The organism is Pararhizobium sp. PWRC1-1, from assembly GCF_049897905.1.
GTDB lineage: Bacteria > Pseudomonadota > Alphaproteobacteria > Rhizobiales > Rhizobiaceae > Pararhizobium.
The window spans coordinates 76632-102887 of the sequence record NZ_JAFCXE010000025.1 but is presented as its reverse complement, the minus strand read 5'-3'; the positions used below and the strand labels follow the sequence as shown (position 1 = coordinate 102887).

Annotated in this window: 23 protein-coding genes; 10 read left to right on the top strand and 13 right to left on the bottom strand. The window is 59.2% G+C overall.

The annotated features are described in order from the left end of the window. The coding region (locus ACP7E0_RS28880; protein ID WP_426130051.1) for an electron transfer flavoprotein subunit alpha/FixB family protein at positions 1–237 on the top strand (237 nt) is incomplete at its 5' end. 62 nt (positions 238–299) lie between these two features. Here ACP7E0_RS28880 and ACP7E0_RS28875 read toward each other — a convergent pair. The 9 genes from ACP7E0_RS28875 to ACP7E0_RS28835 form a co-directional block, all read right to left on the bottom strand. Further along, positions 300–2402 (bottom strand): NAD(P)-binding protein, encoded by a 2103-nt coding sequence (locus ACP7E0_RS28875; protein WP_426130050.1) that lies wholly within the window; start codon positions 2400–2402, stop codon positions 300–302. A gap of 532 nt (positions 2403–2934) precedes the next feature. Continuing rightward, a complete protein-coding gene (locus tag ACP7E0_RS28870) occupies positions 2935–4650 on the bottom strand; it encodes a glycerol-3-phosphate dehydrogenase/oxidase (protein WP_426130048.1) in 1716 nt (571 codons plus the stop codon). Then, positions 4647–5423 carry a DeoR/GlpR family DNA-binding transcription regulator gene (locus tag ACP7E0_RS28865; protein ID WP_426130047.1) on the bottom strand — a complete coding sequence of 259 codons (777 nt, stop codon included), beginning with the start codon at positions 5421–5423 and terminating at the stop codon, positions 4647–4649. The genes ACP7E0_RS28870 and ACP7E0_RS28865 overlap by 4 nt, the downstream gene beginning before the upstream one ends. Continuing rightward, positions 5420–6955 carry an FGGY-family carbohydrate kinase gene (locus ACP7E0_RS28860; protein ID WP_426130046.1) on the bottom strand — a complete coding sequence of 512 codons (1536 nt, stop codon included), beginning with the start codon at positions 6953–6955 and terminating at the stop codon, positions 5420–5422. The genes ACP7E0_RS28865 and ACP7E0_RS28860 overlap by 4 nt, the downstream gene beginning before the upstream one ends. Positions 6956–7312: 357 nt before the next feature. Then, positions 7313–8272: a D-ribose ABC transporter substrate-binding protein gene (locus tag ACP7E0_RS28855; protein WP_426130044.1), complete on the bottom strand. Its 960-nt coding sequence runs from the start codon at positions 8270–8272 to the stop codon at positions 7313–7315. A gap of 35 nt (positions 8273–8307) precedes the next feature. Further along, complete coding sequence (locus tag ACP7E0_RS28850; RefSeq protein ID WP_426130043.1) at positions 8308–9438, bottom strand: ABC transporter permease; 1131 nt, start codon at positions 9436–9438, stop codon at positions 8308–8310. A gap of 26 nt (positions 9439–9464) precedes the next feature. Then, positions 9465–11006, bottom strand: a complete 1542-nt coding sequence (locus tag ACP7E0_RS28845; protein ID WP_426130041.1) for a sugar ABC transporter ATP-binding protein — start codon at positions 11004–11006, stop codon at positions 9465–9467. Then, on the bottom strand, positions 11003–11659 hold the full coding sequence (locus tag ACP7E0_RS28840; RefSeq protein WP_426130039.1) for a DUF2291 family protein: 657 nt from the start codon (positions 11657–11659) through the stop codon (positions 11003–11005). Before ACP7E0_RS28840 ends, ACP7E0_RS28845 begins: the two co-directional genes overlap by 4 nt. 28 nt (positions 11660–11687) lie before the next feature. After that, a complete protein-coding gene (locus ACP7E0_RS28835; protein WP_426130037.1) occupies positions 11688–11825 on the bottom strand; it encodes a hypothetical protein in 138 nt (45 codons plus the stop codon). Between the two features lie 458 nt (positions 11826–12283). On the opposite strand from ACP7E0_RS28835, the gene ACP7E0_RS28830 reads away from it, so the two are divergent. The 4 genes from ACP7E0_RS28830 to ACP7E0_RS28815 all read left to right on the top strand — a co-directional run bounded on the left by ACP7E0_RS28830 (position 12284) and on the right by ACP7E0_RS28815 (position 17427). Further along, complete coding sequence (locus ACP7E0_RS28830) at positions 12284–13246, top strand: sugar-binding transcriptional regulator (RefSeq protein ID WP_426130035.1); 963 nt, start codon at positions 12284–12286, stop codon at positions 13244–13246. 25 nt (positions 13247–13271) lie between these two features. Beyond that, entirely contained in the window at positions 13272–14843 is a 1572-nt protein-coding gene (locus tag ACP7E0_RS28825) for an FGGY-family carbohydrate kinase (protein WP_426130033.1), read from the top strand. Positions 14844–14918: 75 nt separating this feature from the next. After that, complete coding sequence (locus tag ACP7E0_RS28820) at positions 14919–16442, top strand: glycerol-3-phosphate dehydrogenase (RefSeq protein WP_426130031.1); 1524 nt, start codon at positions 14919–14921, stop codon at positions 16440–16442. Between the two features lie 52 nt (positions 16443–16494). Next, complete coding sequence (locus ACP7E0_RS28815) at positions 16495–17427, top strand: sugar phosphate isomerase/epimerase family protein (protein WP_426130029.1); 933 nt, start codon at positions 16495–16497, stop codon at positions 17425–17427. 267 nt (positions 17428–17694) lie between these two features. Here ACP7E0_RS28815 and ACP7E0_RS28810 read toward each other — a convergent pair whose 3' ends face one another. Further along, positions 17695–18045: a LuxR C-terminal-related transcriptional regulator gene (locus ACP7E0_RS28810; protein WP_426130027.1), complete on the bottom strand. Its 351-nt coding sequence runs from the start codon at positions 18043–18045 to the stop codon at positions 17695–17697. On the opposite strand from ACP7E0_RS28810, the gene ACP7E0_RS28805 reads away from it, so the two are divergent. Beyond that, on the top strand, positions 18032–18385 hold the full coding sequence (locus tag ACP7E0_RS28805) for a response regulator (protein WP_426130025.1): 354 nt from the start codon (positions 18032–18034) through the stop codon (positions 18383–18385). The two genes, ACP7E0_RS28810 and ACP7E0_RS28805, sit on opposite strands and share 14 nt — an antisense overlap. 44 nt (positions 18386–18429) lie before the next feature. On the opposite strand, the gene ACP7E0_RS28800 is transcribed toward ACP7E0_RS28805, so the two are convergent. Continuing rightward, positions 18430–19887, bottom strand: coding sequence for a UdgX family uracil-DNA binding protein (locus ACP7E0_RS28800; RefSeq protein ID WP_426130023.1), 1458 nt, complete (start codon positions 19885–19887; stop codon positions 18430–18432). Then, positions 19887–21119, bottom strand: a complete 1233-nt coding sequence (locus ACP7E0_RS28795; RefSeq protein WP_426130021.1) for a putative DNA modification/repair radical SAM protein — start codon at positions 21117–21119, stop codon at positions 19887–19889. Before ACP7E0_RS28795 ends, ACP7E0_RS28800 begins: the two co-directional genes overlap by 1 nt. Before the next feature lie 283 nt (positions 21120–21402). Between ACP7E0_RS28795 and ACP7E0_RS28790 the strand changes: the two genes are divergently transcribed. Both ACP7E0_RS28790 and ACP7E0_RS28785 read left to right on the top strand, forming a co-directional pair. After that, positions 21403–22122 (top strand): FadR/GntR family transcriptional regulator, encoded by a 720-nt coding sequence (locus ACP7E0_RS28790; protein WP_426130069.1) that lies wholly within the window; start codon positions 21403–21405, stop codon positions 22120–22122. Continuing rightward, positions 22076–23365 (top strand): CynX/NimT family MFS transporter, encoded by a 1290-nt coding sequence (locus ACP7E0_RS28785; RefSeq protein WP_426130019.1) that lies wholly within the window; start codon positions 22076–22078, stop codon positions 23363–23365. Before ACP7E0_RS28790 ends, ACP7E0_RS28785 begins: the two co-directional genes overlap by 47 nt. Positions 23366–23684: 319 nt before the next feature. Here ACP7E0_RS28785 and ACP7E0_RS28780 read toward each other — a convergent pair whose 3' ends face one another. Continuing rightward, positions 23685–23894 (bottom strand): hypothetical protein, encoded by a 210-nt coding sequence (locus tag ACP7E0_RS28780; RefSeq protein WP_426130017.1) that lies wholly within the window; start codon positions 23892–23894, stop codon positions 23685–23687. 277 nt (positions 23895–24171) lie between these two features. On the opposite strand from ACP7E0_RS28780, the gene ACP7E0_RS28775 reads away from it, so the two are divergent. Together ACP7E0_RS28775 and ACP7E0_RS28770 are read left to right on the top strand one after the other, a co-directional pair. After that, entirely contained in the window at positions 24172–24369 is a 198-nt protein-coding gene (locus ACP7E0_RS28775; RefSeq protein ID WP_426130015.1) for a hypothetical protein, read from the top strand. Between the two features lie 626 nt (positions 24370–24995). Continuing rightward, positions 24996–26168, top strand: coding sequence for an ABC transporter substrate-binding protein (locus ACP7E0_RS28770; protein ID WP_426130013.1), 1173 nt, complete (start codon positions 24996–24998; stop codon positions 26166–26168). The last annotated feature ends 88 nt before the right edge of the window (positions 26169–26256 follow it).

The window sequence follows — 26256 nt, the reverse complement described above, 5'->3', positions numbered from 1 at the left end:
GATGCGGGCTATGCCCCGAACGACTGGCAGGTCGGCCAGACCGGCAAGGTGGTTGCGCCGCAGCTCTATATCGCCGTCGGCATTTCCGGTGCCATCCAGCATCTGGCCGGCATGAAGGATTCGAAGGTCATCGTCGCCATCAACAAGGACGAGGAAGCCCCGATCTTCCAGGTCGCCGACTACGGCCTCGTCGGTGATCTCTTCACGATCCTGCCGGAGCTTGAAAAAGCGCTGTGAGCCGCCGCATTAGTCCAGTCACTTTCCGGGCCGTGCAGCGACGGCCCGGAAACGAACCATGCCTAAGTGGCCCCGGCCGCAATGGTTGACCGGATCATCGCAATGTCCTCACGCAGGAACGGCACTGCATCTCTCGACGGCACCGTTCCAAACTCCCGCGCATATTGATGGCCTGAATAGTTCGCCGCCGCGATCAGCCCCGGCGCCAGACAGTCGCCGATGCGGGTGACAGACTGGATGGCCGCATCCGCCCATTCGCTGCGGCGGGCGGTCAGATCCAGCCAGAGGCTTTCATCGGGCAGGCGGGCTGTGACAGGGACGAGGGCAGCGCAGTCGAATGACCGGGTCTTTTCACTGTAGATGCAGGCTACTTCGAGACTTTCGGCCGTGCGGCCGGAAAGACAGTGGGCGGTGATGATGGTCACGTCCAGATCGATCAGCCGTCGCTGGATTCTAGCCTGTTCCAATGTGTGATTGCTCCACGGGGACACCTGAGCCTCCGGCGTCACGAACGTCACTTTCCGCCCCGACGTTGCCAGCAATTCGGCCAGCACGCTACCCATGTAGAAACAGTCATCGTCAAAAATCACGACCGGTCCATCGACCGAGACAGCCTTTACCCCACCGCTAAGCAAGGCATCCGGAGAGACGGTAACGCCCGCCTGCAAAAAGTCCAGAGGCAAACAGTGCGTTCGCCCGACGCCATCGGCGCGCCAGCGCGAACCGGTAGCGATGGCAACGTGAGAAATTCCGTATTGCAGCACGTCGTCGGCTGTGAGCGGGCTCTGCAGATACATCTGTGCATTCGCATAGGCTGCCAATTGCCCAAGGCGCCAGTCCCGAACACGCGCCCATGTCGCAAGCCCCGGAAGCCTTGATTCCCGACTGATCCGGCCACCCCATTCGCGACCAGCCTCCGCCAGCGTCACCTCGACACCACGCTGCGCCAACGCACGGGTGGCCTCAAGCCCTGCCGGACCGCCGCCGATGACCAGCGCCGCCCCGGCGTGTTCTGACCGCGTTATCCTCTCGGGATGCCAGCCCTTGCGCCACTCCTCGCCAACTGTGGGGTTCTGCGTACAGCGCATGGGAACCGAAGTGTTGTCGCCCGATGTACAAATGTTGCAGCCAATGCATTCGCGAATATCGTCGATGCGGCCTTCTTCGATTTTCTTCGGCAGAAAGGGATCAGCGATGGAGGGGCGGGCTGCGCCGATGAAGTCCATGATGCCCTGACGGATCACCCGCACCATGCTGTCCGGTGAGGTATAGCGGCCGACGCCGACAACCGGCTTCGTCGTGACGGATTTGACGAAACGGATATAGGGCTCCTGAAAACCTTCTTCGGAAAATCTTGCCGTCTGGCTGTCGTTCGACCAGTTCGACAGGTTGACGTCCCACAGATCGGGCACTTCGGCGAGAGCCTCGATGATCTCGCGGCCCTCACCGTCGCATGTGATGCCGGACGGGCCGAGCAACTCGTCGACTGCCAGGCGGACGGCGGTGGCGCAGGTATCGCCGATAGCATCCTTGACCTCGCCGAGGATTTCGCGAAACAAGCGCAGGCGGTTTTCGAAAGAGCCGCCATATTCGTCGGTACGGTGATTGTGCCGCTCTGACAGGAAATGCTGGATCACGCTCATGTCGTGACCGGCATAGACATAGATAATATCGAAACCTGCCTGACGCGCCCGCAGCGCAGCGTTGCGATACCAGCGGCGCATGTCGGCGATATCCGACTTGTCCATCCCCCGCGCCTGAACGGGGTCCAAACCGTCGCCGACCACATGCGAGGGACCAAGAGGGATCATCCGGCTGAACCGGTTTGCCACATGAATGCCGTTGTGCACCAACTGGATGGCCGCGAGGCTGCCATGCTCGTGGATTTTTTCGGCAACCAGCGACAACGCGCCGATATCGCGGTCATCCCATAAGCGGGCCTCGTTGGCCGGCGTCAGGTCGGACGTTGGATGAATTTCTGCCTCCTGGGTGGAGATGACGGCCCAGCCGCCCTCCGCCTTGATGCCGCGCATATGGGCTTCGGCATTTGGATATCGATAGCCCATGCCGGAACAGTGCGGAACCTGGTAAAAGCGATTGCGGGCCGTGAGCGGACCGATCCGGACCGGTTCGAACAGCACATCATAGTGGGGATTTCTAGTCATGGCCGGCAGTGATCCATTCGTCTTCGGTTGAACGCGCCGTGCGCGCAGTAACGAGAGAATACCTGTACCGACGTTTCGGGCAACAGAAATTATACGGTCATATAATTTCATTGTTATCTTATTGTTTTGTCGTTCTTTTCGAATAGATTAGCGAACTCCACTGGCGGGTGAGTTAGTCTGGCCTTCGGATGATAACGCACTGCCGCTGCCCTGCGTCAACCCGCCAAGGTACGCAGGGCCGTCATCTCCGTTAGAGCGATGACGGGGTCCCCGCCGAAATCTTGCAGATCGAACCAACAAGCAATATGCAGGACGTTACGCTCCGGCTGGCTGCGGCCGACATCACCATGGTCCCGTCTAACGATCTTTTATCGTTGCCAGGTGAATATGTCGGGATCGGTCGGCTTTTCGGAAGCAAGCGCTGGTGGCGCCCCGCCTATCACTGACGGGAGGCGGCATCTGCTTGCATCATAAGCTCGCACCGCGAATTGCCGCCTTTGGCAGACTGGCTTTCTAACGCCCCTATCCCTTTTCAGAGAGACATCAGGTTTCTGACTTTTAGTTGTGTGGCAGTCGCCCCGATTTCCTCGTCCATGCGCTCGGGACCCCATCCATGCGCGCGGCCAGCGACGGAGGCAATCGCCTGCAGGTCCTTGATCGTCAAGGAACCAGTGACGGCAAGTGTCGTGCGGCGCATCACCACATCCGCCAAATGTTCGACAAACTCGTTGCGGACGATGTAGTCGATTTCCGCCAGGCTGTAGTCATGCGAGCCCGGCAGGCGTTCGGTATTGCTCCAAGCGCTTTCGTGCAATGCGACCTGCAACGCCCGGGTCCCGTAACGGGCTAGAAGTGTGTCAATCCGCTGGAGGTCAACGCCGGACGCGACCGACGCTTCGTTCAGCCATTTCAAACGCTCGTTTGCGTTTGCCGGGAAATTTCTGCCGCCGCCGATCGGCATCGAGCGCGTGCTGACGGATCGGTTGCGTCCCAGGCGCTTGAGCACCGTGTCGGCAACTTCTTCGGCAAAGCCGCGGAAGGTGGTCCACTTGCCGCCGATCAGCGAGATGATCGCAAAAGGGCGTGTTTGATCCGGCTCGGTTACCGGCGCTGAGTGATCGCGGCTGATCAGGCCGGCGACGGACGCGTCCGACGCGGGCAGGGGCCGGATGCCACTATAGGCATAGACGATCTGGCCGCGCTCGACACGCACTCCCGGCATCAGCGCGCTAACGCTTGCCAGCAAATAATCGACTTCGTCCTGTTCGCAGCGAACCGTATCCGGATTGTCGGCCTTCGTATCGGTCGATCCGACGAGGGCGCGGCCGAGGTAATCAAATACCAGGCAGATACGCCCGTCATCGGCCTCGAAATAGACCATGCGGCCGGCAAGGCTGTCCACCAGTTCGTCGTTCTTGAGCAGAATATGCGAGCCCTTGGTGCCGCCGATCATTTTGGAGGGCGCGCCGAGCGAGGCGTTAACATGATCGATCCAGGGGCCAGCGCCGTTGACGACCAGCTTTGGCCGCACCGAAAACGTGCCGCCCTTCTGAGTCTGGAAGGTGAGAAGGCCGTTCGAGGCCGAACTCATCGTGGTGTAGTTGGCCGCCGCCGCAATATTGCTGGCGGTCAGGCCGTCCACGATTAGTTCAAGGACCAGCCGTTCGGGATGGCTGATTTTCGCATCGTAATAGGTGCCGGCAGCAACGATCGAATTGGTCAGGACAGGCATCTCTTTTAGCGCGCGGTTGCGCCCGACCAAGCGGTGGCGCGGCATGACCCGGTCGCGCGATCCGTAGAAATCGTAGAGTGCCAATCCGATTTTTATGAGGACAGCGCCACGGCTGCGCGGTGCGCTGGTCGAGCCGAACAGCGTCCGCAGAGCAGCGGTTATGCCGTTGAACCACGAAAAGATCGGAATCAACGTCGGCAGCGGGCTGACATAATGGGGCGCGTTCTTCAGGAGCAGGTTACGCTCCAGCGTCGATTGGGCGACGAGACCGAATTCACCCGTTTCGAGGTATTTGAGGCCACCATGGATCAGCCGCGAAGGGGCAGCGCTGGTGCCGGAACCAAAATCTCCTTTGTCTATGATAAGGCATCTCAATCCCTGCGCGCAAAGATCGCGGAACAGGCCGGCGCCATTGATGCCGGCGCCGAAAATGACGACATCGAAATCCTCTTCATTTCCTAACGTCGTCACGCGATCGGCCGGGTGCAGGGATGTTTCTTTTTGCAGTTGGTTCATGCCGAGGCTGTCCTGACGACGCGCAGGCGCACGCCCGCCTGTTCGAGTTTTTGCGCTTGAGCGTCGCTGATGCCGTCGGTCACCAAAACAGTGTCGAATGCAGGCAGTTCGTCCAGGGCATGGAGAGCGACGTTGTTGAACTTGAAATGGTCGACAAGCAGAATGCGCTGGTTGGACGCTGCCATCATCGCCTGCTTGACGCGCACCACCTGTGGATCCTGGATATAGGTGGTTGTGCCAGTGATGGCGGAGACCGAGCAGAAGAGGACATTGGCGCGCAGTCTGGAAACGGCGTTTTCGCAGACGATGCCAATATAGGCATTGTATGTCCGGTGGTACTGGCCACCAAGGCAGATGAAGTCGATATCGTCGGCAGCAGTCAACAGAGCGGCTGTCGACAGACTGTTGCTGATCACCGTCAGCGGCTTGATATCCAGCAATAGCGGCGCAATGGCGCAGGTCGTAGTCGAATCATCCAGCATCACCACCTGACCGGCTTCAATATAATCGAGAGCAGCGCGCGCCAGGGCATTCTTTTCGGAGGTCCCCACCGTCATGCGGTAACGAAAGGCGCTTTCGTAGACGCCGGATGGCTGCGCGGTCACGGCCCCATGCAGCTTGCGCAAGACCCCTTGCTGCGCCAGATGGTCGATGTGGCGGTGGATGGTCATGCGCGATACGCCGAAATGCTCAGCCAGATCGTCAAGCCGCACCTGGCCGAGCTTGATGACATAGTTGGCGATTTCCTCCCGCCGCTCGTCTGCCTTGATCATGCGCCATCCCCCTCGGTTTTCTCTGCTAACTGTTCGATATCGGGCCAAACCGGCTTCAGTGTTTCAGCAATGCGGCAGTAGAGCGAGAAGCGCCGGTTCAATTCTGCGCTGCGGGCCCGATCGGGCTGGTATCTGTGTCCGGTCGCGTCGAGGTCACGAGGATCGTCGTGGACCGAGGCGAACAGGCCGACGGCTGCGCCAGCGCACAAGGCCGCGCCAAATGCCGCCGCCTCGTCAGTCGAGGTCACGGTTACCGGCATGTCGAGGATATCGGCGAACATTTGCGAAAAGGCAGGGTTGCGCGATGCACCACCGGTAAGGCGCACCTCCTTGAAGGCAAAGCCGTCGCGCAGCGCATCGACATGGGTTCGATGATTGAAGGCGATCCCTTCGAGCACGGCTTTCAGCATGTCGCCGCGATCGTGCCAGCCATGCAGCCCAAGAAAACTGCCGCTGGCGACATTCCCATGGGGCGAGCCGAAGAGATAGGGATGAAAGAAGATGGTCGATGGTCTTTGCAGGGCGGCGTCGATCTCGTGCGCCAGCGTCTCATGGATCGACGTGCCGCTTTCGGCTGCTGCGTCCTGGTCCCTGCGGCACAACGTGTCGAGAAACCAGTCGTAGTTTGCGGCTGAAGCGGGCGAGATCGCCATGTTGTTCCATCGCCCTGCATCAATGGCATTGCGGCAGAACCAGCGGGGATCGACGCGCACATCAGCGGAGACAACCTGGTTGATCGAATAGGTGCCTGCGACGATGCTGACGATATCATCGGCATGGCCGCCGATGCCGAGCGCAGAAGCGGTGACGTCATGCAGGCCGAACGCAACCGGAGTGCCGACCACAAGCCCTGTCAGCACGGCGGCATCGGACGTCACATAACCGGCGACGTCGGCGGAGTGCGCCATCCGCGGCAGTGCATCGAACACGTCTTGGAGGTCAAAGAGACGCATTGCTTCCGGCGAAAAGGCCTGGGTGTGGACATCGGTAAAAGACGTGCTTGCTTCGGTCCGATCGGTTCCGATCGTGCCCGTGAGACAGAAGCGCAGCCAGTCCTTGCAGCCAAGCACATGGCGGATGCGCTCGTAACGATCTGGCTCATGCTGCTTGATCCAGGCGAGTAGGGCGGAGGGAGCGGATACGTGTGGAATCTGGCCGGTCAAAGCCATCGCCTGGCTGAATACTGCACTCTCGGACCACTTGTCGATAACTGCGCCAGCGCGGCTGTCGAGTGAAAGAATGCCAGGACCCAGAGGCCGCTTGTCTTCACCGAGCAGGTAGAGGCCGTCGCCGTGGGCGGTCGCCGCGACCGCCTTGATATCTGATGCGGGCCTGCCGCACAGGGTAATCGCCTCGCGGATCGCCTCGGCCGTAGCGCTCCAAAGTCCCGCCATGTCGCGCTCGACGAAGCGGGCCTGGGGCATGGATTGCGGCACGCGCCGCCGCGCGACTGAAAGCTGCGTCCCGTCCGCATCAAAGATGACAGCCTTCGTCACAGTCAGTCCGTTGTCGATCCCCAGCAGGCTCGCCATGGTTTTCCTCGTCGTTGATCGGACCTCAAGATACCGTCATCATCACAGAAGACGATACCATATTGTGATGATATCGTATTTCAGTGTGAAATTAACGTCAATGGCCGTTATATTTGTGAGGGGGATTTTTCAGAGTTTTGCTGGCCTTCTTTGGCCGCAAGCGCGCGTCCGAAAACGCAGTGCGGCTCTGGGGGCGGTAGAACCCATATCTGAGGAAAGAGATACCACGAGCGGTATCCAAAACGGAATGCGCACATGATAGCGGAGTTGCGCGCGCGTAGGGCTTCGGAAGTTTTTCCGGGACGCCATCGATCGAAAGTCGAGGTTGAGGGCGCCCGGAGGCGCCCTCGGGTATTGTTACTCGGACAGCGTGAACGGAGCTGTGTACTTGTCAACATTGTCCTTGGTGATCAGCAGGCAATCGAACAGCTGCTTTTCAGTCGCAGCGCCGGTCTTGCCCGTCTTGATGAAAGAATCAGCCTGTTTGACGGCTTCGGCCGAGAAGATGGCGACTGGCTGAAGGACGGTATATTCCAGTTCGCCAGCCTTGATGGCTGCTACTGCGTCCGGGGAGCCGTCGAAGCCGCCGACCTTGATGTTGGCAAGCTTGCCGGCTTCCTTCAGTGCAGCGATCGCACCGAGCGCCATTTCGTCATTGCCGCTGATCAGGCCGATGACGTCAGGATTGGCCTGGAGCAGGCTCTGCATCTTGTCGTGACCTTGTGTACGGTCCCAGTTGGCAACCTGCGAACCGACCTTTTCCAGGTCAGGATACTGACTGAGAACGGTTTCGTAACCGTTCGACCGGGTGGCCGCATTGTTATCCGAAGGCGCGCCGAAAAGCTCGACGTATTTTCCCTTTTCGCCGATGCTCTGGACCCACTGCTGGGCACCGAGTGCTGCACCCTGCGCGTTGTTGGAAACGAGCTGTGCCTTGGCCAGACCTTCCTGGTTGATCTCGGCATTAACGAGGAAAACCGGAATGTTGGCAGCAATGGCCTTCTTCACGGCGCCGATGGAACCATCAGCGTTGGCCGGATCGAGGATGATTGCGACCGATTTGTTGGTGATCGCGGTGTCGATCAGGTTGCTCTCGGTGTTCGTGTCGCCCTTGGAGGCACCAACCGTTGCGGTGTAGCCAAGCTCCTTGGCCTTCGCAGCAGCCACTTCGCCTTCCGTGAACCAATAAGGGTTCGACGGGTCGTTGACGATGATCGAAATCAGGCCTTCGGCCGACGCAGCCGTTGCCGACAGCGCCATGACCGGCGCAGCCAGAATGAAGCTGGCCAGCAGCATTCTCTTTGTCAGTTTCAACATTTTACTCTCTCCCTTGATTGTTGGTCGTATGCCAGTCAGCTGGCAGTCTTCCCGTGAGTGGCATTGGCGGTCTGGCCTTTGCCGGTCGGTTGCAGAGAAGCGGATGGGCCGTCGGTCTCGGTCGTCTTCTTGACGCGGCGGCGATACTGAACGGCATTGAGCAGCACCGCGAGCACGATGACCGCGCCGGTGAAGACCGTCTGCCAGTAGGAGGAAATGCCGATGATCACCAAGCCATCGGACAGGAAGCCGATGACAAAGGCGCCCAGCAAAGTTCCGCGGATATTGCCGCGGCCGCCCGTCAATGCGGCGCCCCCGATGACCACGGCGGCGATGGCCGTCAGCTCGTAGGATGTGCCGGCCGTCGGGCCGGCCGAGGTCAGCTGCGAGGATAGGATGAGGCCGGCAATAGCTGCGCAGATCCCGGACAGCATGTAGACGGCCACCTGAACCTTCTTGACCGGAACGCCGCTGAGTTCTGCTGCCCGTTCATTGCCGCCCGTGGAATACAGCCAGCGGCCGAAAGCCGAGCGGTTGAGCACGAGACTGCCGATGAGCGCCAGGATGACCAGAACGACGACGCCGATCGGAATGCCGGCGAGGCGATTGAAGCCAAGCCAGTCAAAGCCGGTATTGCCCAACTCCGCCTTGCCGCCAAGATTGTTGTAGGTCAGGCCATTGGTCATCAAAAGCGCAAAGCCGCGCGCCACATACATCACGCCCAGCGTTGCAACGAACGCCGGCACTTTGAAGCGGGCGACAAGAATGCCATTGATCATGCCGACGAAGGCGCCGAGCGCGCAGACGAGCAAGACGACGACCCAGATCGGTGGGTAGAGAACGACACCAAGCGCGTTAAGCGTTACGCCCTGCATTAGGAACCCTGCAACGACGCCTGCAAGTCCAAGCGTCGAGCCGACCGACAGGTCGATGCCGCCATTCAGGATGACGAGCAGCATGCCGATCGCGAGAATCCCGTAGATCGCCACGTGCGACGACATGATCAGAAAGTTGCTGACCGAAAAATAATAGGGCGACAGGAACGAGAAGACGACGATGATGGCGATCAGCGCGAAAAATGCCCGCCCTTCAAGCAGCAGTCTGCCCAGGTCGAAGCCATCGCGGAAAAGACCTGAACGAGGTGGGGTAGTGACTGAACTGGCCATAGTCAGGGCTCCATTAAACTCGGTAATCAGACATGCACGGCTTCGCCCGAGGCGGCCATGATCTCTTCTTTTGAAACATTGGCGCCGAACTGCGCTGAAATCTTGCCGCGCCGCATCACCACAACCCGGTGCGCAATGCTGAGGCATTCGGCGACTTCGGACGTGGAGAAAACAACGGCGAGGCCCTTGGCTGCCCGTTCGCTGAGCAGGCGGAACACCTCGGCTTTTGCGCCGATGTCGATGCCGCGGCTTGGCTCGTCGAGAAGGATGACACGGGGATTGGTCGCCAGCATCTTGCCGATGACGACTTTCTGCTGGTTGCCACCCGACAGCGAGCCGATCGCAGCACTTCCGCCATCGGTCTTGATATGGACCTTGCTGATCGCCTCGTTGACGACGGCTTGTTCGCCAGAGCGCGACATCAGCATGCGCCTGGTAAAGCTTGCAATGCTGGCAAGCGACAGGTTCTGGCCAACCGACATCGTCTGAACCAGGCCGTCCCGCTGCCGATCTTCCGGGACGAGCACCAGGCCCCTGTCGATGCGCTGCGCAATGCTCAGGCGCGTGATATCGTCGCCTTCGACGATCACACGGCCGCCGCTTAGCGGCATCCGTCCGGCAACCGCTTCCAGCAGTTCTGTGCGGCCCGCCCCCATCAGTCCATAGATGCAGACGATCTCGCCGGCTTTGACCTCAAGCGACAGGTGATCAACGACCAAATAGCCGGATCCCGAAGCGTCGTCGACGCTGACATTCTCGATCGACAAGGCAGTCTCGCCGAATGCGTAGCCTGTTGGCGGGGAACCGAGGTCGAAATTCTCGCCGACCATGTTGCGGACGATCCACTCCAGGTCGATGTCTTTTGCCTCGGCATTGGCCGTCATGGCGCCATCGCGCAGCACGACGGCGTAATCGGTAATCTGCAGCGCTTCTTCCAGGTGATGGGATATATAAACGATCGAGACGCCCCGGCTCGTCAGGTCACGGATCACCTTGAACAGCACTTCGACTTCCGTCGCACTCAGCGCCGATGTCGGCTCGTCCATGATCAGAATGCGGGAGTCAACCGATAGAGCGCGCGCAATCTCGACGATCTGCTGCTGCCCCAACCGCAGGTCCTCGACAAGGGTCATCGGGTCGATGTCTTCCTCGAGATCGGCCATCAGGGCTCTTGCCTGTCGCGCTTCTTCGGCAAAATCCACACCGGTTGCCGTGCGGATCTCGCGGCCCATGAAGATATTGTCGCGGACGCTGAGATTGGGCGCCAGGCTAAGTTCCTGGTGGATGATCGAGATACCGCAATCACGGGCATCGGAAGCGGACAAGAACTGCACGACTTCGCCGTCAAGGACGATATCACCCGACGTCGGCGTCACCACGCCGGACAGTATCTTCATCAGCGTCGATTTGCCGGCACCGTTCTCTCCAAACAGGGTCGTGACCTTGCCGCGGTGGATATCGAAGTTGACGCCTTTGAGCGCATGGACATTGCCATAGGACTTGGCAATGTTCCGCGCGGACAGGACGGCGTCGTCGGACGCCGGAAGCGTTGCAGCTAAAGCCTTCATTGCACGTCCAGCCTTACCGGCGTGATCAGCCAGTTTTTCGGATTGATCAGTTTGAACGCACCAATGATCGATACCGTCTTGCCGGTCAGCTGGCTTGTGTCGATCTCGGCAAGAACGTCTTTCTTCAGCTGGTTATTGAGAGCGGAACCCGCATCCTGATATTCGATCTGGTTGGTAAATTGGCCGAACGCGATCGTGCCCGTGGCATCGCGCAGTTCCGTTCCATTGATTGCCGGTCCGGTTTGGACGCGGACGCGCACCGTATCGGGGATGCCTTCGACCTTGACGTCGTAGATGCCCGATTTGGCTTCGCCGAAAACGCCGGTCAGCTTGACGGACATCACAGCGCCGGTGCCTGCAGAAACGCCGTATGTCTTCTCGGCGGCCGGCCGGTCGCTGGCGATGGCGGCAGCCAGCGTTGCAGCATCGACCGCGCGCTCTTCAACACCGGCCTTTACCTTCGGGAATTCCGTCGCGCCGTAATCGGCAGCGGAAAACACCCCGGCCTTCACGTCATCGCTGGAGCCGATTCTGATAACCTTGGTATCAAGCGCCATAGCGGCAAGGACGATCAGCACGGCAGCCGAGGCCACGATCCGACCCGTGTTCGACTGGTTGCGGCCCTTCTTTGCGATGTAGGATTGTGAACTCATATCGTGGCGACCTGTACTTGGTGTTGGATCAATAGCGGGGTTCGGCTTGGTGCAGCGCGTGGCGGCTAAAGAGTTGGTTCAGGAAAGAGCAAGCGCAAGCCGCGCCGATTGCCGGACGGGCCATAAGATGCTGCGCATTGAGTGACCGGATGGTGGTGTTCAGCATGATTTACTCCTCCTTTTCTCCTGCGTGCGGCGATATCCCCCCACCCACGCAATTCATTCCGGTGTCACTTCATCCGCGGAGTGCGGAGGTCGTCAGGCGTTATATCGACCGCAATCATGTGGTACGTTTTTTCCTATGTCAACGTTATCAATGTTAACATAAAGGACTTATGTGATACATTTTATCATTCCAGATTGGGAGTTCGAGAAAGCCCAATCTCTTCATCAGACGAAATCGCCCAAAAATCATCGAGGGAATGCCTTTTCATCAACGCGGCGGCGGGCTTGAGGCCGGAACCGCTGGGCGGAAAGCCCTTTCTTTTCAATAATTCACTTGAAAATCGAGGTGTGATAATCAAGCGATACGGTGTGATCTTGTTGACTTAGACTACGCTTTGTGTAAAAAAATGCAATAGGTGAAATTAATTACATTTTGCAATGAGCCGTAAGGGAGGAGAGATGGTGCGAACGGTTACAACTCGCGACCGCGACGACAGTCTGGCCGTCCGCGCAGCATGGCTCCATTACGTCGGCGGTTTGACGCAGGCGGAGGTTGCCGCCCGCCTTGGCATACCGAACGTAAAGGCGCACCGCTTGATCATGTGGGCAAACCAGAATGGGGTGGTAAAGTTCTCCATCCATGGAGACGTGACCGAGTGCGTGGCAATCGAAACCAAGATCGCCGATCTCTACGGGCTGGATTACTGCGAAGTCTTGCCGGACCTTTATGACAAGAGCCTGCTGATGCGTGCGCTCGGCGTTGCCGGCGCCGAATTCCTGCAACGTGAAATCAAAAATCTGCAGGGCCAGGTGATCGGCATCGGCAACGGCCGCACATTGGCTGCGGCGATCGCTGCGATGCCAAATGTGGACGCCGGAGATGTGCGGTTTGTTTCCCTTCTTGGCGGCTTGACGCGCAATTACGCTGCAAACCCCCACGACGTCATGCATCGCTTGGCCGAAAAAACCGGCGCGGTGTCCTATGTCATGCCGGTGCCGTTCTTTGCCAACTCGATCGAGGATCGGGAGGTGCTCCTGTCTCAGCGTGGCGTGCGTCACGTCTTCGACCTGGCCGCTCGCGCCGATCTGATGCTGATTGGTATCGGCACGGCAGAACTCGATTCGCAACTCGTCGTTTCGCAGATGATCGAAGTGCCGGAGATGCAGGACGTGCGCGATCACGGCGGCGTCGGCGAGATGCTCGGTCATTTCTTCGATGCGGATGGCAAGCCGGTCGAGACGACGTTGGGTGAACGGACCCTGTCGCCAAGTCTGGAAAGCATGAAAGCACGCCGCATTGTCGCGATCGCCGGGGGGCCGGGCAAAATCCCGGCAATACGCTCGGCATTGTTGAGCGGCTGTCTCAGCGGGCTGATCATCGACGAACAGACAGCGTCTGCACTTGTCCACGATGCGTCCTGAAGTCGTTAACGAATTGGAGACCCTGATGCCCCATGCCGGGAAAGATATCCTGATCGGCATCGACGCTGGAACCTCGGTGATCAAGGCAGTCGCGTTTGATCTGACGGGCCGACAGATTGCTGCAGCTTCCGTGCCGAACACCTATACGACCGGTGAGGATGGCGCGGCATTTCAGTCGCTGGCACAGACATGGGACGATTGCGCCCGGACGATCCGCGATCTCGGCACCAAGGTCGAAGGCCTTGCGCAGCGCACGGCCGCACTCGGCGTCACCGGGCAGGGAGACGGCACCTGGCTTGTGGGCAAGGATGACGCGCCGGTAGCGGACGCCTGGCTTTGGCTCGATGCGCGCGCAGCACCGACCGTGCGTAAACTCTGTGCCTCTGCAGAGGATCGCGCCCGCTTTGAAGCGACCGGGACCGGGCTTTCCACCTGCCAGCAAGGGGCTCAGCTCGCGCATATGACGTACCAAAGCCCGCAACTACTCGAGCTGGCCGACATTGCTCTTCACTGCAAGGACTGGCTTTACCTGAACCTGACCAGCGTGCGCGCCACCGATCCGTCGGAGGCAAGTTTCACGTTCGGCAATTTTCGCACGCGCCAATATGACGACACCGTCATCGCTATCCTTGGCCTTACCGCAAAGCGCCGGCTATTGCCGGAGATCATCGACGGAACCCAGGTCAGCCATCCGCTCTCCTCGGCTGCAGCGATGCAGACCGGGCTTCTGGAGGGGACGCCGGTGAGCCTCGGTTATGTCGATTTTGCCTGCACCGCGCTCGGTGCCGGCATCATTACGGAGGGTAGGGCTTCGGCCTGTTCGACGATCGGCTCCACCGGCATGCACATGCGCGCGATGGCGGTCGATGACGTCGTCCTGAATGCCGAAGGGACGGGCTATATGGTGGTCCTGCCAATACCGGGCATCGTCGCCCCGGCGCAATCAAACATGGCGGCGACGCTCAACATCGACTGGGCGCTACGGATGGCCGGCGACCTGATGAGCGAAGTGGCGCATCAGGTTTCTCATGCCGAGCTGGTAGGACGGATCGAAGGCTGGCTTGCGGCAAGCCAGCCCGGTGCGATCCTCTATCATCCCTATATTTCGGAAGCCGGAGAACGCGGGCCGTTCGTCAACCCGGATGCCCGCGCCGGGTTCATCGGCCTGAGCAGCGGACACCGGTATCCCGATCTTCTGAGGGCGGTGATCGAAGGGCTGGGAATGGGTACGCGCGATTGTTATGCGGCGATGGGGGGGATGCCGGCCGAACTGCGGATGACGGGCGGGGCCGCACGCTCACGGGCACTGCGCTCGGTCATCGCCGCCGCTGTCGGATCGCCAACCCGTGTCTCGTCGCGTGAGGAGGCAGGTGCTGCGGGTGCTGCCATGATCGCAGCCGTCGCCATCGGTGTGTACGAGGATATGCATGCCTGCATCGCCGAATGGGTGACGCCACTGTTGAGCCCCGCTGAGGCACCCGATAGCGCTCTGGTGCAAACCTATTCCCGAATGTTCCCGGCCTACCTGAACGCCCGCCGCGCGCTTGAGCCGGTGTGGGACATGATGGCCGAGCGTGCGCAGCACGCGACGAAATGACGACAATGAAGCGCTGCCAGACGGAAGACTAGTACAGCGCATCCATCACGATTGGCCTTGCCAAAGGAGAGTGACATGAATGATTCCCGGATGATCGACCTGTTCATTATCGGGGGCGGCATCAACGGCGCGGGTATCGCGCGCGATGCAGCGGGCCGGGGTCTATCGGTTATCCTGTGCGAAAAGGACGATCTCGCGCAGGGGACATCGTCCCGATCGGGCAAGCTTGTCCATGGCGGCCTGCGCTATCTTGAATATTACGAGTTCCGTCTCGTGCGTGAGGCCTTGATCGAACGCGAAGTGCTTCTGAACTCTGCAAGCCACATCATCTGGCCGATGCGCTTCGTCCTGCCGCACAGTCCCGACGATCGTCCGGCCTGGCTGGTACGGCTTGGCCTGTTTCTCTATGATCACCTCGGTGGCCGAAAGAAGCTCCCGGGCACCCGATCGCTGGATCTGCGCCGCGATCCCGAGGGTGCACCGATCATGGACAAATACGTCAAGGGCTTCGAATATTCCGATTGCTGGGTGGACGATGCCCGCCTTGTTGTCCTTAACGCCGTGGGCGCTGCCGAAAAAGGTGCCGAGATCCTGACGCGCACGGCCTGTACCAGTGCACGGCGCGAGAATGGCGGCTGGACCATCCAGATGCGCGACGAGCGGACTGGGGAAATGCGCACGGTGCGCGCCCGCGTCGTCGTCAATGCAGGTGGCCCCTGGGTCAACGATATCGTCGGTCGCGTCGCCGGTTCAAACAGCCGCCGCAATGTGCGCCTCGTCAAAGGCAGCCACATCATCGTGCCAAAATTCTGGGAAGGGCAGCATGCCTACCTGGTGCAGAACCACGATAAACGGGTCATCTTCATCAACCCTTATGAAGGTGACAAAGCCCTGATCGGTACCACCGACATTCCCTATGATGGCGCGCCCGAAGAGGTGGAGGCCGAGGAAACCGAAGTCGAATACCTGTTGGCTGCCGTTAACCGCTACTTCAAGGAAACGCTGCGGCGCGAGGACGTGCTTGAAACCTTCTCGGGCGTCCGGCCGCTGTTCGACGATGGTCAGGGCAACCCGTCTGCGGTGACACGCGATTATACGTTCGATCTCGATGAAACCGACGGCGCGCCGCTTCTGAGCGTGTTCGGCGGCAAGATCACCACCTTCCGTAAGCTTTCCGAGCATGCGATTGAAAGAATCGCCAAATTCTTCCCGACCATGGGCGGAAACTGGACGCGGCAATCGATCCTGCCCGGCGGCGAAATCGAGAACGCCGATTTCATCCAGTTCACGGAAGACCTGCGCCGCGCCCATCCCTGGATGCCCCGAGCCCTCATCCATCATTATGGCCGCCTGTATGGCTCGCGAATCGATAAGATCATCGGCAGCGCAACCGCGCTGAACGGTCTTGGCCGGCATTTCGGCGCGCATTTGTACGAGGCCGAAGTGCGGTATCTGATGGCGCACGAATGGGCGATGACGGTCGAAGATATTCTCCAGCGCCGGACAAAACAGGGACTGCATTTGAGTCAAAGCGAGAAGGCAGCCTTTGGCGCCTGGTTTGAGGCGGACAGTGCGCAAAGCGCTCTGGCCTCCGGGTAACCGCGTACGTCCCACGTCGTCATCGTCTGCAATCTTAACCTGAGAAGCCGCCATGTCCTTGACCCTCTCGCTGAATACCAATCCTCTGGTCAACCGTTTCGCAGCCGCCGACGACCTTATCGAGACCGTTGCGCGTGACCTGAAGATCCGCGATCTCCAACTGACCCATGAATTCATCAATCCATCATGGCCTGCACCGGTGATCCGCCGTGTGACACGCAGTTTCCGCGCCGCTCTCGATCGAACCGGCGTGCGCGTTACGTCCGGCATGACCGGCCCCTATGGGCGGCTCAACCATTTCGGCCATCCCGATCGCGATGTGCGCCGCTATTATGTCGACTGGTTCAAGACCTTCGCCGACATCTCCGCTGACCTCGGGGCCAAGTCAGTTGGTACACAATTCGCCATCTTCACCTTTGCCGATTTCGATGATCCGCAACGCCGTGAAGACCTCACCCAGATCGCCATCGATTGCTGGGCGGAAGTGGCCGAGCATGGCAAGTCGGCCGGGCTGGATTACGTGTTCTGGGAGCCGATGTCGGTGGGGCGGGAGTTTGGCCATACCATTCAAGAATGCCTGGCCCTCCAGGACAGGCTGACGGCAGCCGATATGGCAATCCCGATGTGGATGATGGCCGATATCGATCACGGCGATGTCACCTCACCAGACCCGGACGACACCGACCCCTATGCGTGGGCACGGGCAGTGCCGAAGGTCTCGCCGATCATCCATATCAAGCAGAGCAAGATGGACAAGGGCGGTCACCGTCCCTTCACCGCCGAACACAATGCCACCGGGCGGGTCCAGCCCGAACCGTTGCTGGCAGCTTTCCAGAAGGGGGGGGCGATGGACAATGAAATCTGCCTCGAACTATCGTTCAAGGAACGCGAACCTGACGACCGCAACGTTATCCCGGCGATTGGCGAAAGCATCGCCTTCTGGGCTCCGCATATAGATACGGGTGCGGCGGATCTGAAAATATAGGGCGGTTGCTCTGAAGGGCAGGGTTTGGCACTGCTGCTTGGAGCCTACCCGGGCCTTCATATTTGATAGCCTGAAGAACGTCATCTCTTGCGCTTGGGCGTGTCACGGGTGGTGGGGCACGCTGGCTCGTCCCGAAAGCGTGCGGATCGATTCTCATTGGCCTCGGCATTGCTTTTGCCAACAAAAGCGTCTGACGAACGGCCGCAACCAGCCCCACAATGCAAAAAGGCGCGTCAAATATGAACGGCCTCCAACGAACGTAATCCTTTAGCCTGCAGGCAGGCCGAGACGAATGGCGTAGGCCGTCAGTTCAGCTCCGCTGTGCAGATCGAGTTTTCGCATCAGGTTTTCACGATGCTTGCGGGCAGTGAGAGGACTGATACCAAGGCGTTCGGCGATATCGCGGGTGGTGACGCCATGCGGGATGAGAGCCAGCATTTGCCACTCGCGACGGGTGAGATCGACGGGAGAGGCAATCGCAGGCCTTGGCTCAGGGGAACCGGTTGCCACGCCTTCCTGGTGGACTGCGAACCGCACATCGTCCGCCACATAAACATCACCACGCCTGAGCGCATGAAGGGCAGCCGTCGACGACGAACCCGATGTGCTCGACGCCATGTGCCAGCTGCTTACGGTGCTGGGCTATACGGTTTTTGCGGGACGGTCGGTAAAGGACGTCATTGAGGTGCTGAGGGAAACAGCAGGCGAGGACAAGCATGGCATCGATCTGATCGTTGCAGACTACCGGCTGGGAAACACCACCACCGGTCTGGACGCCGTCGGTGACTTGCAGTCCTATCTGAAGCATGATCTTCCATCGATCATCTTGACTGGTGATACATCACCCCCGGTCTTGAAGCGGATTTCAGACAGTGGTCATCGCCTGCTCAACAAACCGGTCAACGGCGAGCGTCTTCAGCAGGCTATCAATGCGATCTTGAGGCCGGCAAGCGGGTGAGCGGCGGAGTCCCTTGAATCGGCTAAGGCGTATGAGCTCGCCATTCACCCGAATTTGACAGCGCGGGCAATGTCCAAACGAAACCGCGTCGTTTCCTCCAGCCGTTTTCCCTCGTCCGGAATGCGCAGAAGATAGGATGGATGGACAGTAACGAGCAAAGACTGTCCGCCGCCGATTTGCACGATCTGACCGCGCAGGTCAGATAGCCGCTGCCTGCCATCCGTCAGGGCCATCAGCGCTGTTGATCCCATTGCCACCACCAGCTTCGGCTTTATCAGCGCCAGTTCCCGCGTCAGCCACCATTTGCAGTGCTGCACCTCGCCAGCATTGGGCTTCTGATGGATACGGCGCTTGCCGCGCGATTCGTATTTGAAATGCTTGACCGCATTGGTGACATAGGTGTCCTTCCGATCCAACCCGGCTTCCCGAGCGGCCGTGTTAAACACCGCGCCCGCCGGGCCGACAAAAGGCCTGCCGGCAAGATCTTCCTGGTCGCCCGGCTGCTCGCCAACGATCATAACCTTGGCATCCTGTGGGCCCTCGCCAAACACGGTTTGCGTCGCTCGGCAGTGGAGGGCACAACGGGTGCAATGACGTGCCTCTTGGCGAAGCTCCGCAAGCGTTCCCGCCGGTGCCCGGACAATCTCCGGTTCCGCCTGGGCGATGGCCTGCAGTCGTTGGTGAAACAGCGGCGCCTCGCTGGCGGCCCGCTCGGCCATGGCAATGACGCTCGCCTCGGCACCGGCAATCAGGCTCGGAATAAGCTCCGCCTCCGGTAGGTTTTTCCAGTATTTCTTCGGCATCTCCGTCATCATCATCTTCACCTTCAGACGAGCCGGATTGAAAATATTGGAAAAATAGGTGCGCCACAGCGCGTCAGTTTGATCACTCAGCATCGGATTTTCCGCCGGCTCCGCCGAAATCGTCAAAGCCTCCCCGTCCCAGGCCGCCGTGCCTTTGGGCGTTGCAATGATCCAGTCCATGTCGGTAAACCGGCGCTGGAAAAACGGTGCCGCGCGCGCGACGATATGATGATCGGGCTCGAACCAGGCCAGAAAGCGCCGGCGCGCATGCGCCTCTTCGGCAGCGACTTCCTTGAACCGCACGAACGCTGTCATCTTGTGGCAATCACGCCGCACGGATTTTTCCATCGCATTCAACTGCGCCACATCCGCATCGGAGAGCACCTCCAAAAGCGTGCGCTCCTCCTGCAGCCGAAAGAGAACGCGGTAGAGAAGCTGGAAACGCAAGGGATCGCTGTGGCAAATCACAGCTTGCGCCAGTGAAAGGAATGCCTTCGGAACCGTCAGGGTAGGCGCTGTCGCACTAGCGGCTATAGTCGTACCCGGCGTTTCAACGGCAGGTCCAAACAGGTCGCTTGCCGCGTCGCTCCTGCAACGCCAGTCGATCGTCCGCGGCTCTGTGCGGGCAAGCAGCAGAGACCGAGCAGCCTCCCGCCACTCGGTCAAATCTCCCCGGCCATCCAGCAACACCGTCACCATCACAACAGGACCAGCTGCTCAGGCTTCTGTTCGAACATGGCGCGTAGATCGGAACGATCAATTAGCCGATGCGGCGTCCAGCCTTCGGTTACGACGAAGGACTGCACTTTCTTGATCGACACATGCAGACGCGCCAGATCCTCCAGCCGCAAACGGCGGTGGCGGCGTGCCGAGAGGATGCCGTTGACCGCCTTCGTTCCCAGTCCCGGCACTCGCAATAGCATCTCGCGCTCCGCCGTGTTGATATTCACCGGAAAGCGATGGCGGTTGACCAGCGCCCACGCGAGTTTCGGATCAAGCTTCAGGTCCAACATGCCATCCGGCTGGTTTTCGGTAATTTCCTCGATGCCGAAGCCATAAAACCGGTAGAGCCAGTCCGCCTGGTAAAGCCGGTGCTCGCGCATCAAAGGCGGCTTGATCAAAGGCAGGTTTTTCGAGGCGTCAGGAATCGGGCTGAAGGCAGAGTAATATACCCGGCGCAGACCGTAGCTACCGTAAAGCCGGGCGCTGGTACCAAGGATCACCTTGTCATTGGCTTGATCTGCGCCGACGATCATCTGCGTGCTTTGGCCGGCAGGTACGAACCGCTTGCGCCGCTTGGTCTGCAGCGTCGGATCATTGGCGGCCTCGATCTTCAGCCTGAGCTCGCCCATCGACTTGCGGATATTGGCCGGCCGTTTTTCCGGCGCAAGCCGGGTCAGTCCTGTATCGGTGGGCAGTTCGATATTGATGGACAGGCGATCGGCATAAAACCCAGCCTGTTCGATCAACAGGGGCGAGGCCTCTGGAATGGACTTCAAATGGATATAGCCGCCGAAATTATGGGTGACGCGCAATTCCCGCGCGATGCGGACCATTTCCTCCATCGTGTAGTCCGACGAGCGGATGATCCCGGACGAGAGGAACAGGCCCTCGATATAATTGCGCCGGTAGAATTCCAAGGTCAGCCAGACGACTTCCTCGACACTGAACCGCGCCCGCTCGACATTGCTAGACGAGCGGTTGATGCAATAGGCGCAGTCGTAAATGCAGAAATTCGTCATCAGGATCTTGAGCAGGGAAATGCAGCGTCCGTCCGGCGCATAGGCGTGACAAATGCCCGATCCTTCTGTCGATCCCAGCCCGCCGGACTTTGACGAATCTCTCTTCACTGTTCCGCTTGAGGCGCAGGAAGCATCGTATTTGGCCGCATCAGAAAGGATGGCCAATCGTTCGTTCAGCGACTTTTTCATAGTTGTTCATGCTATGTTCTACTCCACGTACTGTCAAGACTTTTGCGAATCGGCTTGAATTTCGTGTGCCGGCGTTGCAGCGTTCACGCCGTCACAAGAGTGTTTTCACAGCTCTACAGGAGGTAAAATAGATACGCATGGCAAAGGATTTTCTTTACTTCCTAAATTCTTCATTGAAATTGTTCGTGTTTCAGATGCCGTTGGCAACTACCCTGCACAGCCTTGACGCCCCAGACCGATGAGCCTAATCATCAAGTCATCCGATGACTTGATGATTAGGCTCATGCAACCGCTTTCCCGAACCAATCTCGCCGACACTGCTGTTGAAGCAATCCGAACGGAAATTCTTTCCGACCGATGGCCAGTCGGGGGTCAGTTGCCCAATGAGGCGACGCTGTCATCCTTGCTTTCTGTGAGCCGCGGTACCGTGCGCGAGGCGGTGCGCGTTCTTGTGGCGAGGGGATATCTCGAAACCCGACAAGGTTCGGGTACATATGTTCGCTCAAAGACCGACCCCAGCGAAAGTTTTTCTCGTGCACGAGGTGCCGGCTTGCGCGACCTGTTGGAGGCACGATGTGCACTGGAGGTCGAAGCCGCGCGGATGGCCGCTATCCGTCACGCTCCAGCGGCAGTACTGGGCTTGCGTTTACTTCTTGAACATCGCGGCCAGAGCGGCGAGGGTGACCGCGAGGAATACATCATCCGTGACCTCGCCTTCCACAAGGCTATCGTTGCCGCGTCAGGCAATCAGGCGATGATCGAGATCTATGAATTTTTCTCCGCCTCCATCCGCGAAACCATCGAAGCGACATTGAGCGATCAACTCCCCGAACCTGACATGCAGGCGCATGCGGATATCATCGACGCCATCGCCTCCGGTTCACCGGACAAGGCCGATGTGGCGACGCGCCGCTTCATGGCCCCGATACTGGCCGCACTCGACAGGAGCTGCTCTCATGACTGCCGTACCGGAATCCTCAAGGCCGCTCCAGGCTATCGATGATCAACTGATCGACGCCGAGGTCGATAGCGTGCCGCAACCGCGCGTCATCACGCCGCCGAGTGCAGTCGCGCGCTTCCTGCTCGGTGCCAGCCTCGTTCTGATCGCGTTCAATCTCCGCCCGATCTTTTCCAGTGCCTCTGCATTGCTTCCGGAAATTGCGCAAACATTCGGTCTGTCTGCCGAAGGCATTGGCTTGCTCACCACGCTGCCGGTCGTCTGCCTCGGTGCCTTTTCCCCGCTGGCGCCATGGCTGGCGCAGAAGATCGGAACGGAGCGAACCCTTCTGGGTGTCCTTGCTCTTTTGATGCTCGGAACTGCACTTCGAAGTCTCAATTCCATCCCGCTTCTTTTTCTCGGAACGGCGCTCGCCGGCGCCTGCATTGCCGTCGGCAACGTACTTCTTCCCGGTCTCGTCAAGCGCGATTTCCCCGACAAGGCAGCTTTGATGACCGGGTGCTACACAATGGCGCTTTGCGCCGGTGCTGCCGCCGCTGCCGGCTTCACCTTGCCGATAGAACGTCTCCTCAATGGCTCAGCGCCTGCGGCCCTGGGGGCCTGGGCATTGCCTGCTTTCGTTGTTCTTCTGTTGTGGCTGCCACAGACGCTTTCGCTCAGCCGCCGCCCCAAGCAATCCGGATTTCGTGTCCAGGGGCTTTTGCGTGATCCACTTGCCTGGCAGGTGACACTGTTCATGGGGTTCCAGTCAGCGCTTGCCTATTCGGTTTTCGGCTGGCTTGTGCCAATCCTGCGCGAGCGAGGGCTCGACGGAATTACGGCAGGGGCAATCGTTTCTGTGTCGGTCATGGTCCAGGCCTGCGCCTGCCTCGTCATCCCGCATATCGCGGTGCGCTGCAGGGACCAGCGCATGGTCGTGGTGACGCTGCTTGCCGCAGCGGTCATTGCTTTGCTTGGTCTGCTTTTCGCCCCATTGTCGATGGTCTGGATCTGGGCAATCTTGCAGGGCATCGGTCAAGGTGGCCTCATAGCCGTGGCCATGACGATTATCGTGCTACGGTCCCCAGATGCGCATGTAGCAGCACATCTATCGGGTATGGCGCAATGCGTCGGCTATCTCCTGGCTGCAATCGGGCCGTTGATCGTTGGCCTTCTCCATTCCTGGACGGGTGGTTTTGCTGCCAGTGCCGGTCTCTTCATCCTGCTGGGGTTATGCGCTGGTATAGCCGGATGGGGTGCCGGACGCGCCGTGCAGGTGAAAGCGCGCACGATCGAGGTTCCCCGTTAAGGCAGAGGTCTAAATTCCACGATGGTTCATTGGACTGCCAACGAGCGGCCAACTTGCGGGCTCGCCCAAAGGTCGTCGTTACCGAATGTTCGCCCCTCGTTCGCCGAATGTTCGATGTTCACACCAAAAATGGCAACTCGACTCTTATATAAGTATATGCTAATCGTCGGCCGCCCATTGAAATTGGGTTGGCTTCCACAGTGGCAGCATTTTGATTTGATGATTGCCCGTGGTTTTCAACACGATATTTTCCAAACGATGTTTAACTCGTCAGTGCGTTGACGGGTTTCTTTAATTTGGGCCTTTTCGGCACGGCAGATCAGTGTTTCCTCTGTTCCGCAGCCATATGGATCGGTCTCATCGCCAATATCTGCTCGTCCCGGATGCCACTGCGAAACAGTTCTATCAACTGGACGGCCTCAAACTGGGCCGCGCTACCTTCGGGACTGATCCCGAGATGCGAGCAGCGTCCGTAAAGGGCGCGTTTCAGAAGTAAGACGTCTTCATTTGACAAAGCTCTGTCGTTCATGCCGCCCTCCTGGATGATTGGTGACATTAGTGTGTCTTCGTCTTGTCTCGCGCGCAATATGTGGAAAGTAGCCGTTTGCCGGTTCTATTCGGAAGCAACAGGTTATCCCCGAACATTTTGGATGATTACCCCCTATCTGGGGGATGGAGACTGATGTTTGTTACACTAATTAATTCGGCCAGCACGCGGCGCACCCACGGGGGCCGCGATTTGGCAGTGTTGAACCCCTTTTTTGATAGCCAACGGATTGTTGGCAGGTTGGCTGAGGAACTTTGCAATGAACTCATCGCAACGCCCCAATGTCAGGCTCGACATCAGCTTCTCCAGAAACGCCTGGCAGGTTACAATTTTCCACGGCAGCAACAGCGAACATAAATCGTTTCGTACCGAGACAGAAGCCCGCGATTACGGCAAGGCCAGAATGGAAAGCCTGCGTGCATCAGGCACGGACATGCTCGACGGAAAACCTCGATAGCAGATGTCCAGCCATATCTCTATGTCCCTAAGGTATGCGTACGGCGAGCGAGAAGCAGCGGCTCAATCATCCCGACGACCGCCTGACGGCAATCGCCCCGGTTGCGGCTGGTGATGGAGGATCCGCGGCAGCTACCGCCAAACTTGGGTGTCCGAATTCGACATCGACGCGCTCTGCGACAAGGGCTCGCCCACTCAACGGTTGGTGTTCCCGGCTTGACGAACGTGGTTTACCCGGATGCAGGGCACTCGGACATTGAGTGCCCTCATGCTCCAAGGGGCCCTTATGGTTTAATGAACCAACACGCGGGCCGACCGCTGTTGCCGGGGCGGGGCAACTGCAGAGGAAGGCCGAAGAAGGACATTGAAATTTCCGCGAAAAGACAAACGCGGACGAGATCGTGCCGGCATGGCTCCACCCGGTCCATCCCCGCATTTATCCCAAAAATTGCCCGCTTAGCCGCCTGTCCAGGTGGCTAGCGAGGCGAATTCATATTCATATGCTTATGGAAAACCCTCGGTTATTTCATTTTACATTACCAATCCTCATGACAAACTGGGATGACTATTCTGTCAGTCATTTCGTGCCGGCTCCCGGGAGCGCGCCGGCCGTCCAGGGAGGAATTCATGAAACGGGCCATCATCGCCGCGTTCGCGGCCATCATCATGGGCAGCGGTGCCTATGCCGACACCATCAAGATCGGTGTCGTCGGTCCATTCTCAGGACCGTTTGCCTTGCAGGGCAAGAACTTCAAAGCCGGCATCGACGCCTATATGGCGATGCACGGGGCAACGATCGGCGATGACACAGTCGAGATCATCTATCGCGACCTGCCGGCGGCCGACCCGGCCCAATCCAAGGCGCTGGCGCAGGAACTCGTGGTCAAGGAAAAGGTGCAGTATCTCGCCGGCTTCTATTTCACCCCCGATGCGATGGCCGTCACACCAATCCTCAAGCAGGCAAACGTACCGCTGGTGGTCATGAACGCTGCGACTTCTGCGATCGTCACCAAGAGCCCCCTGGTCGTGCGTACCTCCTTCACCACCTGGCAGACTTCCACGCCAATCGCCAAGGTGGCGCATGATGCCGGCGTAGCCAAAGTCATCTCCATCGTCAGCGACTACGGTCCCGGCATCGACGCCGAAAACGCATTCAAGGCTGGCTTCGAGAAAGAGGGTGGGGCCGTCGTCGAGGCGATCCGCATGCCGCTTTCAACCAATGACTTCAGCCCGATCATGCAGCGCATCAAGGATTCCGGTGCGCAGGGCGTGTTCGCCTTCCTGCCGTCCGGTCCAACGACACTCGGTTTCGTCAAGGCCTACAATGATAACGGGTTGAAGGCCGCCGGCATCAAGTTTTTCGCCCCCGGCGACCTGACACAGGAATCCGACCTGCCGGCGCTTGGTGATGCTGCCCTCGGCATCCAGACGACATTTCACTATGCGGTTTCCCACGATTCTCCGGAAAACAAGGCATTCGTCGAAGCGGCCTCCAAGGCGATCGGCAATCCTGCCGAGCTTTCCTTCCCCTCGGTTGGAGCCTTTGATGGCATGAACGTCATCTACAAGATGATCGAGGCGACGGGCGGAGAACAGGATGCGCAGAAAGCCGTCGATGCGGTAAAGGGCTTGTCATGGATCAGCCCGCGCGGCCCGGTCTCGATCGATCCGGAATCGCGCCACGTCACGCAGAACATCTATCTGCGCGAAGTTACCAAGGCGGATGACGGCTCCTATTACAACAAGGAAATCCAGACCTTCGAAAAGCAGGGCGACCCTGGGCTGGCGGCCGTCAAGTAAAAGCCCAACGTCAAATCGTACCGGCTGCGCGGCGACACGTCCCGCAACGCTGGTACCTTGCCCCGATTTTACGACAGCGGCGGAGAGG